Raw genomic sequence first — 13248 nt, forward strand, 5'->3', positions numbered from 1 at the left:
GGTACCGAGTCGCTGTCTTGCTCGTACCGAGACGAGAGAGGGAACCCCGCTGCCGACCGTCCACCGAATCCGTCACATGGTTCAGACTCTTCCCAGAGTCCTGCTGCTCTCGGGGGCGACCGCTTCCCCTCAGCGTTCGACCCTCAGGGCACCTTGGGGGTATGGAAGTCTGCACGCGACGGCATGTCAAGAGATGAGACGGAGTTATTGCCTCAAGCGAGGCGTCAATAGATCCGATACATGTCGGTGGGGTGTCGCCGGGCCTCTACGGATTCGCTTCGCGAGAACGAGACACATCGGTGGCGCGGTTCGCGACCGCGGCACGCTACGCCCCCGTCGCCCGGCCGTTTCCGGCGTGGGCGGCGGGGCGAGGGCCGGCGGGGCACTACTGATCGAGGCTGCCGCCCACGGTCACGCCCCGTCCAGGCCGGCGGGAGTGGCGAAGATGCGGTTGCGGATCTCTCGTTGGACCTGGAGTTCCGTCGTGTCTATGTGGCGGGCCATGAGGGCGGCGGCCTGCTCCTGCTCGCCGGCCCCGATCGCTTCCAGGATCGCCAGGTGCTGCTCGGCGGCCCCGGCCAGCGATCCCGGTGCGGAGTCGGCCAGGGCCACGATGGTGACCTGTCGCTGCAGCCGCTGGATCGCGTCGACCAGGCTGGAGAGGAACGCGTTCCCCGCCGCCGCACCGATCGCCTGATGGAACTCCGCATCGGCCCGGCCGAACGACTCGTGGTCGTCGCGTTCGGCGGCCTCCGCCGAACGCTGCGCTGCCTCGCGGATCGCCCTGAGCTGAACCGGTGTGGCCCGCGTGGCCGCGAGCCCGCTGGTCTCGGTCTCGGTGAAGCGCCGGAACTCGAACAGTTCACCGACGCGACTGGGGTCGGTCGGCAGGAACCGGGAGAACGTGTCGGACCACAGATCGTTCTTGGGATGCGCCACGAAAATGCCGCGCCCCTTCTCCACCGAGAGCCTCCCGAGGGCTGAGAGGATCTTGACGCCCTCCCGCACCACCGTTCTGCTCATGTCCACTTCGGCCGCCAGATCCTTCTCCGTCGGCAGCCGGTCGCCGGGCCCCATCCCCTGCCGTGCGACGTACTCCAGGATGCGCTCCGCCGCGACCTCGTAGCCGGGACGGTAGGGAGCCGCCTCCGTCTCCGAATCCGATGCCGCGGACGCGGGCCGGGAAGATCCAGTCATGTTGCTCCATGTATCCGATGCATGCAGGTCACGAAATTCCAAGTGCTGGGCCCCAAGATACCTCCGTGGCCGTCCGTTCAGGGGTGCTCGGATCGCACCACGTAACACTCACGCTATCGGGAATAGATCCGAACTAAGCCTTGACGGTCCCTTCCGTCCCGTGCACGCTAGATCGCACTTGTGCTGCGGTAGTTACACAGGAGAAGCAAGCGCACTTCCCTGCACGGGCAGGCCTAGGGGCCCTCCAGCTCACGGCCGCCCACCGATCCCGCTCCCCGGAACAGCGCGAACCATCTCCGCTGAAGAATACGAACTATCCAGGTGACCTCGTTCGCCGCTCGACGTTTGCCGGCCTTGCTCCCTCTGTGCTGTTCACGGGCGGTTGATCAGCGATCCCGCGTGTCATCGAGAGTCACTTCACCTAGGAGGAAATGTGGACAGACGTCGCTTTCTGGTTGCCAGCGGCCTGAGTTCGGCCACGGCCGTGGCCATGGCCGCCGGCCCCGCGCATGCCGCGCGAACGGCCAGGACCAAGACGTCCCCCTCGCTGCGGATAGGGGCGGGCTTCCTGTCGGTGGGCATCAGCAGCTCCGGGTACGTGGACAGCCTGGTGGACCTGCGCAACGGCACCGACCACCTGGCGAAGGACACCCCCGTGCCCCTGGTCAGCGTGGTGGCCGACGGCAAGCACGTGGTTCCGGCGAAGGTCCGGGTCGTGTCGCGCGACCGGTCGCACAACCGGCAGGTCCTGGAGTTCGCCGGCGAGAGCGTGACGATCCAGGTGGAGGCCGTCAGGTTCCCCACGCATTCCACACTCGAAGTCGTCGGCCTGACGGCATCCTCGGGTGTGGATGTGCAGACGCTGCTGTGGGGTCCGCTGCCGACGACGCTCGACGAGACCATCGGAGAGACGGTCGGTGTGGTCGCCGACTCCGATTTCGTCATGGGGGTCCGGCCGCTGAACGACAAGACAGTGGGCGGGTGGCCGAACGAGCATCTGGCGTACGGGTTCGGTCCCGATCTCGTCTGGAATCCGTACGGGCTCCAGACCGGTGCAAAGGACGAGTGGCTGGCGAGCAACGTCGCCGCGAAGACGACATGGGGCAGCGTTCTGCGCGCCACCACCTACGACTACAGCAAGGTACGGGTCCGGCAGCGCACCAACGGCTACGAGATCCCGCTCGGCCCGCTGCCCGCGCCGGAGGGCCGGATCATCGGGTCGAAGATCGCCCTGTTCGGCAGTGCGCCGGATCTCGCCCTGACCGTGCTCAGCCAGATCGCCAAGGAGCACGACCAGGCGTACCCCACCCTGGACGGCCAGTGGCAGAAGGCGGCCCAGCGCACCTCGCAGACCCACTTCTGGGTCCACGACCTCAACACGGGCAACGTCACCGCGGCCGCCAAGCTCGCCGCGCAGGCCGGGGTGCGGAACATCTACGCGATCTCCGGCAACGGGCCATGGGTGTCGCACGGGCACTACCAGTTCAACGGTTCCTTCGGCGGATCGGACGCGGCGGCCGCCCAGTTGGTGGCCGCGGCGGCGAAGGAGGGCATCGAGGTCGGGGTGCACACCCTGTCCACCTTCATCGACGCCAACGACCCGTACGTGAAGGCGCCGGCCGATCCACGGCTCGCGTCGGGCGGCTCCGCCCGGCTCACCCGCCCGCTGGCCGGGTCGGACACCACGCTGTACGTGGATGCCAGCGGCCTGCTGGCCTCCGGCGTCGACGGTCAACGGCTGCGGATCGGCGACGAGTTCATCACCTACGGTTCCGTCACCAAGGTCAGCAACACCGAGTGGCAGGTCGGCGGCCTCAAGCGGGCACAGTGGTCCTCGGCCGCCAAGGACTACCCGGCCGGCACCACGGTCGCCCGGCTCATCCAGAACGGCTACGGCGGAGCGCTGGCCAGTCTGCCGATCACCGACGAGATCGCGACCCGGCTGGCCACCGCCTACAACACCAGCGGCGTCCACGCCACGTCCTACGACGGCCTTGAAGGCACCGGCTACAACGGCTGGGGCGGCTACGGCTTCGCACGGCTCGTCAACGGCGTCCATCGGCAGGTCACCACCAAGAACTTCATCACCGAGTGCAGCAACCTCGCGTCGAACACGTGGGACGCCCAGTCCAGGGCGAGCTGGGGTGAGATCGGCCCCACGAGCTACGCCCAGATCATCCGCAGCAACACGTTCTACCGGGCGAACTACCTGCCCGGGATGATGGGCCAGCAGGGGCTCTCGGGCGGCGACAGCCTGCAAAAGATCGAGGACACCCTGGCTCATGCGGCCTCCCTCGACGCCGGTGTCAACTTCGAGACCAGCGTGAGCAGCCTCCAGTCCGGTCAGAACGCCCCAACGCTGCTCGCCGCCGTCCGGATGTGGGAGTCCGCGCGCGCGGCCGGCGCGTTCACTGCCGAGCAGAAGAAGCAACTGGGTGTCGCGAGCAGGCACTGGCACCTGACCGAGGTCACACCGGACGCCGAGTGGACCCTGCAGGAGATGGACACGTCCGGTCAGCCGATCGACGACCCGCAGTCGATCAAGGTCCCGACGCCGGGCTTCGCCACGGCGGAGCCGACGGACGCCCGGATCGGAAAGCTGTACGGCTTCAAGGTGACCTCGACGACGCCGCGGACCATCCGCTACGAGGTCACCGACGGCCGCCTCCCGCGCGGCCTGACCCTCAACCAGGACACCGGTGGCATCACCGGAATTCCTACCCACCCCGGCACCAGCAAGTTCACCATCACCGCCGCGAACGGGGGGAGCGTCGCCGACGCGAAGATCGCCTACAAGGTGACAACCAGACCGTGAACGTGGCTGTGCCGCGCCCCAGCCTCGGCTGGGGCGCGGCACAGCCGGCACCTGCTCCTCTTCGCGTCACCCGCACGAACCTCCAGGAACGAATTCATTGAGAACACTTGGAGTTCCACATGAGAGTGCTTTCAAGACAGTTGCTGTGCCTTCTCGCGTTAATGGTCTCCCTGCTCGCCCTCGCCGCTCCCGCCACGCCGGCGAGCGCCGACCCCGTCCCGGTCAACGCAAAACCCGCCGTGGTACCCGCCCTCCAGAAGTGGCAGGGCCGCACGGGCTCCTTCGAGCTGCGCCGGCACAGCCGCATCGTGTTCGCCGGAGCGCACCGCGACCGTCTCCGCGACCAACTCGCCACCCTCCCCGTCGAGATCGAGCAGGTCACGGGGCGCAAGCCGACCCTGTCGCCGCGCCACCCGCAGAGCGGCGACATCGTGCTGTCGATCGATCCCACCGTGCCCGAAGGGGTGGACAGCGCCCGGTTCAAGGAAGAGGGATACACCTTCACGGTCAGCGGCGAGAACGTGCGGATCACCGCGCCGACCACGAAGGGCGTCTACTACGGCACCCGTACGCTCCTGCAGATCCTGCTGCTCGACGACGGCCGTGACTCCGTCCCCGTGGGCACCGCCGTGGACTGGCCGAACTACAAGGTGCGGGGCTTCACGCTGGATGTCGGGCGGCGCTTCTTCACCGCGGACTTCATCCGGGACTACATCCGTCTCATGGGCTGGTTCAAGCTCAACGAGTTCCAGATCCACCTCAACGACAACGGGTTCAAAGGCGACCGGCCCTGGAGCGAGGCCCAGGCCGGCTTCCGCCTCAAGACCGACAACCCCGCGCTGTCCGGCCTGGCCTCGAAGGACGGGGCGTACGACCGGCACGACTGGGACTCCTTCGAGGACACCGCAGCCGCCAACGGCGTCACGCTCGTCCCCGAGTTCGACGCCCCCGCCCACTCCCTCGCGTTCATCCGCTTCAAGCCTTCCCTCGGCCTCAACAACGGCGACTCCGACCACCTGGACCTGTCCAAGCCGGAGACCACCGCGTTCATGAAATCGGTGTTCGACGAGTTCACGCCGTGGTTCCGCGGCCCGGACGTGCACTTCGGCGCCGACGAGTACCGGTCGGACAAGCCCCGCTACAAGACCTACTTCAACGACATCGCCGCCCACATCCGCACGCTCGGCAAGCACCCGCGCGCCTGGGGCAGCCTGTCCCTGATGACGTCCGACACCGAGGGCTTCGACCGCGACGTCACCCTCAACAGCTGGAACAACTCGTGGTACGGCCCCCAGGCCGCCAAGAAGGACGGCTACTCGTTCATCAACACCAACGACGCCCTGCTCTACATCGTCCCGTTCGCGAGCTACTACCACGGCCACGGCCTGGACGGTACGTACCTCTACGACAACTGGGAACCCAACGTCTTCCCCGACGGCCAGAGCGTCGCACCGAAGGACCCCAAGCTCCTCGGCGCCATGTCCTCGGTGTGGAACGACCTGACCAATTCCAGCTACACCGAACTCGACGTACACAAACTGGTCGAGCCCACCTTCGGCGTCCTCGCGCAGAAGATGTGGAGCGGCGCCAACTCGGGTGTCCCGTACAGCGATTTCATGTCTACCGTGCGCAAGCTCGGCGTGGGCACGGGGCTGACCGAGGTCGCCACGACACTCGCCACCCCGGCCAACAGTGAGCTGAGCGCGGGCCAGCCGGCGTCGGCGTCCGCGGGTACGGCCGACGCGGCGTTCGACGGGGTGAGCACCACCAAGTGGCAGAGCGGCCCGGGAGATCACGCCTGGCTCCGCGTGGACCTCGGCCGCCCCCGGATCGTCACCAAGGCCGACCTGGACTGGGCGCCCGCACACGGCCGCGACTACGCGATCCAGGTGTCCGGCGACGGCACGACCTGGACCACGGTCGCCCGCCGCACGGACCGCGCGTCCGCGGGATCCGACACGCTCACCTTCGAACCGGTCACCGCCCGGTACGTGCGTCTCGTCGGCACCGAAGCGGCCCGCAAGCAGGACGGCTTCGCGCTGTGGAGCATGCGCGTCTTTGACGCAGCGGATCTGGCGCTGCACCGGCCGACCACGGCGTCGTCGTCCGAAGTGCCCAGCCTGGGACCGGAGAACGCCACTGACGGTGACCCGGCGAGCCGCTGGGCCAGTGCCTACCGGGACGGCGAATGGATCCAGGTGGACCTGGGCCAGGTACAGCCGGTCCGCCGCGTCCTGCTCGACTGGGAGACGGCGTCCGGAAAGGACTACGACATCCAGGTCTCCGACGACGGGACGAACTGGAAGACAGCCGCCGCCGTCCGGGACAAGCCCGCGGGCGCCCGCGTGGACGACCTCACCTTCGCTCCCGTGTCGGGCCGGTACATCCGCATGCAGGGCATCAAGCGCACGTCATCCTTCGGCTATTCGCTCCGGCGCCTCGAGGTCCGGGCCGCGAGCCCGGCGACGAACCTCCTGCGCCGCTGAGGCGTGGTGCCGGCCGGTGACGGCGCCGGTCGGCACCACTGCACAACCCCCACCAAGCACGCAATAGTCACTAATGGAGAGAGGGCATGGCTCCAGGGCCCGCCCCCTCGCGGTACGCGCGTGACCCGCCTGACGCCCGAAGGCGGCTTGAACTCCCTGTCTGGGTGTCAGGGAAACCGCAAGGGCACCTCTCCGTAACTGGGCCGAGGGGAAGGCTGGAGCCCTGCGTCACGGGTTCGCTGAGACGTCCACGCCATCCACAGCAGGATCGCCAAGCCCCCCAGGACAATGCCGACCACATCTGTGACGGTGGGCCCCCGGCCCGACGGCATCACCATGAGAACCAGAACGACGACCGCTGTCTTGATCCGGGTGTCCGCCAGCGCGCCCCATGCGACCGTGGCCAGGGGCACCGCCCCCCACAGCAGGTACCAGCCCTGCACGGCGGGAGCGCACACCACCAGGGCCAACAGTCCCAGGGCCGCTGCGCGTTCGGCGCCGAGGCGGGGAGCGCGCGCCAGGAAGTACAGGGCCCCGCAGAGCCCTGCCAAGGTCCCGAGCGTGCGCATCACCGTCACCGGGTCCGGTGTGGTGACCCAGCCGGCTTCGGTCCCGATCCACCTCAGCAGCCGGCCGACGTCCGTGGTCACCGACATCGGTGTGTACGAGTGGGTCGGTGTGCGGATCGTGTCGAGCCAACCCCAGCCCAGCCCGCAGAGAGCCACCGTCAGCACCAGCGTCCCGACGGCCGCGAGGATGATCCCCGCCGCGCGGCCCAGGCGTCGCCACCAGCCCGTCTGTCCGGCGACCGCCACCAGGGCTGCGCACCCCAGGGCCACCGCGGCCGGGGCCTTCACCAGCGTGGCGCACGTCAGCAGGACAACGCCCAGAACCCATCGTCCGGACCGGCACGCCACAAGACCGGCCATCATCAAGCCGAGCATCAGCGCCTCGTTGTGCGCCCCGCCCACCAGGTGGACCAGCACCAGCGGATTCAGCGGCGCCGCCCACCAGGCTCCCGAGCCGTCGCCGCCCGACCGCGTCGCTAGCCACTGAACCGACCAGGCCAGCAGGGCGAGCCCGGCGAGCGCGGCCACCCGATGGAGTACGACGGCGGCGACCACATGGTGTTCGCCGGTCACGAAGACCACGGCCCGGCTCACCAGAACGGACAGGGGTCCGTACGGAGCCGGGGCGTCCTGCCACACCTCCGGGACGTTCGCGGCGAGCGGCCCGCCGAGTGCGGAGGGGCCCATCTCGTAGACGTTCCAGGAGCGCCCGGCCAGTGCGCCCTGGGCCACGTAGCTGTAGATGTCCATACTGAACAGCGCCGGCGCCGGAAGCAGAGGCAGCGCCCAGCCGCCCAGCGTGAGCCACTGCCGCCGTTTGCTCATCACCGCACCGGCCCGCAGCAGCGTGCCCAACCGCCACCAGGACCACAGCAGCAGACCGAGTCCCGCATACGTCGCCGTCGCACCGATCAGCGCGAGAGCGGGTCCCGGGACTCCCCAGATCCCGTCCGGTACGCCCCGCGGCAGCGCGCCGGCGCCCCAGGCGCCTGATGAGAGCAGCACGGAACCCCACATGCCGCGTCGTGCCCAGACCCGTGTATCGATATCCGCCGCTCTCATTCGGTCGAAGGTAGAACGCTTTGCGGATCACCGCACCCAGCTCCGCCCCAATGGACGGCAAACGCAGGATGTCGCCCGCGCCCGCGGCCGGTCGGGACCACGTTCACAGCTTGGATCATGCGTCGCGACCGAGTCCACAAGGATGACCAGGATGTGGACACGCGCACGGGCGAATTCCGGCCGGTGCATACGATCCGACGGTACGTCCCCGCACCACACCGGAAGGCGCTCGTGAGCTCCACCTCCCCCCTGTCCACCAGCACATCTCCGGTGACGCCGTCGGGCACGGTACTGATCCGCTCCGCGGCCGACGTCTCCGATCTGGTCAACTCGGGCACGGCGCGCGGCCGCCACGCCAAGATGATCGTGATCATCGCGCTCGGCGGCATCTTCCTCGACGCCTACGACCTGAGTTCCCTGGCCTACGGGCTGCCCGACATCACGAAACAGTTCGGTCTCAGCTCCACGATGGCCGGCACGGTCACCGCCTCGATCAGCGTCGGTTCGCTCCTCGGGGCTCTCGTCGGCGGCTGGCTGGTGGACCGCATCGGCCGCTACCGCGTCTTCATGGCGAACATGCTCTTCTTCGTCGCCACCGCGCTGGTGTGCGCGGTCGCGCAGGACGTGTGGACGCTGATCGCCGCACGCTTCGTGATGGGCATCGGCGTCGGCATGGACATCCCCGTCGCGATCGCGTTCCTCGCCGAGTTCTCCCGGCTGCACGGCAAGGGCAGCAAGGGCTCCCGCACGGCCGCCTGGTCACCCGCCTGGTACACCGCGACCAGCGGCTGCTACCTCGTGATCATGCTGCTGTACTTCCTCCTGCCGGACGCCCAGTTGGGCTGGCTGTGGCGGTTCACCGTCGGCTTCGGCGCGGTGCCCGCGCTGCTGGTACTGCTGTTGCGCCGGCGCTACATGAACGAGTCCCCGACCTGGGCCGCCGACCAGGGCGACCTGGAAGGCGCGGCGAAGATCCTGCGCCAGTCGTACGGCGTGGACGCGCGCGTCGCCGACGACGCGCCCGAGACGGCATCCCGTCCGCCCCGGACCGGCCTGGGCGCGTACGCACGGCTCTTCACCCCTCCGTACCGCACGCGCACGATCCAGTCGGTGGCGGTCGGTCTGGCGGAGACCTTCGGCTACAACGCGGTCGCGTTCGGGCTGCCGATCATCATCGCCACGCTGATGACGCAGGGCCCGCTGACCACGATCGCGTCCTCCTTCGCCCTGAACCTCGTCTTCGCCCTGACCGGTGGGCTCCTCGGCATCCGCTGGGCGTCGACCCGCGGCGCCTGGCCGATGATGACGCTGGGCTTCGCGATCCAGCTCGTCGCCATCACGGTGCTCGCTCTCATCGGGGATCCGTCCGGGACGGCCGTCGTGACGGCGGGCATCCTGATGCTCGGCGCGTTCATGTTCGCCCAGGGCTTCGGCCCCGGCGCGCACATCATGAGCTACGCCTCGCTGGGCTTTCCGACGTCGATGCGCGGCGTCAGCATCGGCTTCAACCAGGCCGTGCTGCGCCTCGGCTCGACACTGACCCTGTTCTTCTTCCCCATCCTCAGCACCGGCCTCGGCACCCACGTCTACTGGGTCATCCTCGCCGCCCCCGTCCTCGGTCTGATCGCTCTGCTGTCGAAGCGCTGGGAACCGATCGGCTTCGACGCGGACGCGGAGGAGCGGACGCGGTCCCGGACGGCGGCAGTCACGGCCTGAACCCCTGGGGCGACCGTGTCGGCTCACCGGTAGCGTTGTGCTGAGGCGCCGAGCGGAGATCTTTGATCGCGCCGGGACCGCTGATGCGGGGGAGAGGCGGCGACGTGGTGGGCACAGGGACGGAAGAGGGGCGGGGCGATCCCGGGCTTTTCGGGCCCGGATCGGTGACCTGGCAGGTGCACGCGGACCCCATGATGTGGGTTGCGGGTGTGCGTGCGCTCTACTTTCAGGCGCTCCTTCCGCGGGCCGTGCGCGGTGTCATGCAGAACTCGGACTTCCGCAAGGACGCCTGGGGGAGGCTGATGCGCACGGCCGGTTTCGTCGGCACGACCACGTACGGGACCGCTGAGGACGCGGAGCGTGCCGGTGCTCGCGTGCGGAAGATCCACCGTCATCTCAAGGTCACCGACCCCGACACCGGTGAGCGCTACGGGGTCGACGAGCCGGAACTGCTCCTGTGGGTGCACTGCGCCGAGATCGACTCCTACCTCCACGTCGCGCGCCGCTCCGGGTTCCGGCTCACGGACGCACAGGCCGACCAGTACATCGCCGAACACCGCACCAGCGCCCGGCTGGTCGGCCTCGACCCCGCCGACGTGCCCGGGGACCGGGCCCGACTCGCCGCGTACTTCGAGAAGATGAGGCCTCTGCTCGCCGCCGGTCCGGAGGCCCGGGACGTCGACGACTTCCTGCGCAGGCCGCCCGTCCACCCGTTGCTGATCCCGGCGCGCGCGACACTCTGGAGGCGCGTGTCGCATCTCGCGTACGCCTCTCTGCCGCCGTACGCCCACGAGTTGTACGGCAGGCCGGCCCCGACGCCGGCCGCCGTGACCCGAGGACTGCGGTTCACCGGCACCGTCCTGCGCTGCGTTCCCGCACGTGTGCGCTGGCAACTCCCCCCGAAACACATCCTGCGCGCCATGTCACGACTCGGCCCCGGCAGCCGTCCGGCACCGTACAGAATCGGGAGTCGGACGGCCATACTGGACAGGCCGGGGAGGGCGCAGCGAGGCGACGGGGGCGACAGCGCGAGATGCCGGAGTCGGGGGAGACCAGGCTGATCCAGGGCCGGTACCGGCTGCTCGATCTCATCGGGCGGGGCGGTATGGGCGAAGTGTGGCGTGCCAGGGACGAGTCGCTCGGGCGCAGAGTCGCGGTCAAGTGCCTCAAGCCGATGGGGCCGCAGCACGACCAGTCCTTCACCCGTGTCCTGCGGGAGCGCTTCCGCCGGGAGGCCCGCGTGGCGGCCGCCCTTCAGCACCGCGGGGTGACCGTCGTCCACGACTTCGGCGAGCACGACGGCGGGCTGTACCTCGTGATGGAGCTCCTGGAGGGAAAGAACCTCAGCCAACTCCTGGAGGACAACAAGCAGCACCCGCTACCCGTCGCGGACATCGTCGAGATCGCCGGCCAGGTCTCGGCCGCGCTCGCCTACACGCACGAACAGGGCATCATCCACCGCGACTTGAAGCCCGCGAACATCATGCGGCTCACCGACGGCACGGTGAAGATCTGCGACTTCGGCATCGCGCGCCTCGGCCACGACATCGGCTTCACCGCTCGCCTCACCGGCACCGGCATCGCGATGGGGACCCCGCACTACATGTCGCCGGAGCAGATCGGCGGCGACCACGTCGACCGGCGCAGCGACCTGTACTCGTTCGGCTGCGTGCTCTACGAGATCGCGACCGGAGCGCCACCGTTCGACCTGGAGGACGCCTGGGCCGTCCTCGTCGGGCACCGCGACACCGTGCCCGAACCACCCCGCACGCACCGGGCCGAGCTCCCCGGCTTCCTGGACCGGATCATCCTCGACCTGCTCGCGAAGGAGCCGGACGAGCGGCCGCGGGACGCCCGCGAACTGGTCCGCCGGATCGATGACGGCCGTTCTCCGTCCGGATATGTGCCGACGGTGACGGCAACCCCCGTACGCCAGGCCGTGGGTGAGCCGCAGCAGCCGGTGTCCCGTGAGCCGCGGCTGCCGTCCTGGACGCGCGGCATGACGACCGGCCACAAGGCGGCCGGCCCGCCCGTCCTGCGCGGTAGGCCGCCCGACGCGGGGGCGGGGCTCGCCGGAGAGTGGATCGCGCGCCCCGAGTCGCGGCGCAGTGAGCAGCCCGCGCGCACGGAACGCCCCACGCCCGCACCGGAGGTGGTCGCCCACCTCGCCGCCCGGCACAACGCGGGCCTGAGCCTCGGCCGGCTCGGCCGCTGGGAGGAGGCCGGCGAGGTGCACCGCGCCGTCGCGGCCGAGCGCGAGCACGCGCTCGGCCCGGACCACCCCGACACACTCGCCAGCCGCTACGAGGTCGCCTTCACGCTCAGCCGCACCGGCCGCCCCGCCGACGCCCTGCGCGAGTACCGCCGCGTCACCGAGGGCTGTGAGCGTGTCCACGGCCCCGAGCACCCCGAAACTCTCGGCGCCCGGCAGGAAATGGCGTACGTCCTCGGCCAGTTGGGGCGGCACTTCGACGCGCACCAGGTGTACACGTCGGTGCTCGCCACGCGTGAACGGGCCATCGGACCCGACCATCCCGATACCCTGCGCTGCCGCCACAACCTCGCGTACAACCTCAGTCGGCTCGGGCGCCTCGAGGACTCGTACCGTATGGCGTGCGAGGTCGCGTCGGCGCGCGCCCGCGTACTCGGCGCCAGCCATCCCGACACGCTCGTCACGCGATGCGAAGTCGCCTATGCCCTGGGCCAGTTGGGCCGCTGGACGGAGGCCTTGCGCACCTACCACGAGGTGGTGCAGGCCCGCGAACAGGCGCTCGGCCCCGACCATCCGGACACGCTCGCCGCGCGCTACGAGGTGGGCATCAGCCTCGGCCGGCTCGGCCGCAGCGCCGAGGCACTCGGCCTCTACCGCGACCTCATCGACGACCGTACGCGCGTCAGCGGCACGGCCCACCCCGAGACCCTGCGCGCCCGCCACGGCCTCGGCGTCAACCTGGGGAGGATGGGCCGCTGGGAGGAAGCGCTCGCCGAGGCCCGCGACGTCTGCGCGATCCGCGCCCGGGTCCTCGGCGCCGATCACCCCGACTCGCTGGTCAGCCGCCGCGAGGTGGCCGTCGGTCTCGGCTGGCTCGGCCGGTGGGCCGACGCGCTCGTCGAGTACCGGCGGGTAGCCGCGGCCCGCGAACAGGTACTCGGCGCCGACCATCCGGACACCCTCGCCAGCCGCAACGACGAGGCGCACTGCCTGGAACAGCTCGGACGCGGCACGGAGGCGGTCGAGCTGTACCGGCGGGTGGCGGCCCTGCGCCGGCAGGGGGCGTCCGGCGGACACTGAGGGGCTGCGCGGGGGCGGCCGCCCCCGCGCGTGGCCCGAGATCCTCCCCGCTCCGCCATCCGCCCCCGCCATCCCCCGAACCGGGGTCTGGCCCGGCATGATCGGATCGTG

7 protein-coding genes are annotated in these 13248 nt (G+C 69.8%); 5 read left to right on the forward strand and 2 right to left on the reverse strand.

Annotated elements, in window-relative coordinates:
* Window positions 1-411 precede the first annotated feature (411 nt).
* Entirely contained in the window at window positions 412-1197 is a 786-nt protein-coding gene (locus OG758_RS40830; protein WP_326714484.1) for a FadR/GntR family transcriptional regulator, read from the reverse strand.
* Between the two features lie 433 nt (window positions 1198-1630).
* Between OG758_RS40830 and OG758_RS40835 the strand changes: the two genes are divergently transcribed.
* Both OG758_RS40835 and OG758_RS40840 read left to right on the forward strand, forming a co-directional pair.
* Complete coding sequence (locus OG758_RS40835; protein WP_326714485.1) at window positions 1631-4012, forward strand: Ig domain-containing protein; 2382 nt, start codon at window positions 1631-1633, stop codon at window positions 4010-4012.
* A 161-nt stretch (window positions 4013-4173) separates the two neighbouring features.
* Complete coding sequence (locus OG758_RS40840) at window positions 4174-6498, forward strand: discoidin domain-containing protein (protein ID WP_326714486.1); 2325 nt, start codon at window positions 4174-4176, stop codon at window positions 6496-6498.
* A gap of 167 nt (window positions 6499-6665) precedes the next feature.
* On the opposite strand, the gene mptB is transcribed toward OG758_RS40840, so the two are convergent.
* Entirely contained in the window at window positions 6666-8129 is a 1464-nt protein-coding gene (gene mptB, locus OG758_RS40845) for a polyprenol phosphomannose-dependent alpha 1,6 mannosyltransferase MptB (RefSeq protein ID WP_326714487.1), read from the reverse strand.
* 231 nt (window positions 8130-8360) lie between these two features.
* On the opposite strand from mptB, the gene OG758_RS40850 reads away from it, so the two are divergent.
* From OG758_RS40850 to OG758_RS40860, 3 genes are all read left to right on the forward strand, one after another.
* Entirely contained in the window at window positions 8361-9845 is a 1485-nt protein-coding gene (locus OG758_RS40850) for an MFS transporter (protein ID WP_326714488.1), read from the forward strand.
* Between the two features lie 83 nt (window positions 9846-9928).
* Window positions 9929-10906: an oxygenase MpaB family protein gene (locus tag OG758_RS40855; RefSeq protein WP_326714489.1), complete on the forward strand. Its 978-nt coding sequence runs from the start codon at window positions 9929-9931 to the stop codon at window positions 10904-10906.
* Window positions 10879-13137 (forward strand): serine/threonine-protein kinase, encoded by a 2259-nt coding sequence (locus OG758_RS40860; RefSeq protein WP_326714490.1) that lies wholly within the window; start codon window positions 10879-10881, stop codon window positions 13135-13137. The genes OG758_RS40855 and OG758_RS40860 overlap by 28 nt, the downstream gene beginning before the upstream one ends.
* The last annotated feature ends 111 nt before the right edge of the window (window positions 13138-13248 follow it).

The organism is Streptomyces sp. NBC_01474, from assembly GCF_035918215.1.
Lineage (GTDB): Bacteria > Actinomycetota > Actinomycetes > Streptomycetales > Streptomycetaceae > Streptomyces > Streptomyces aureus.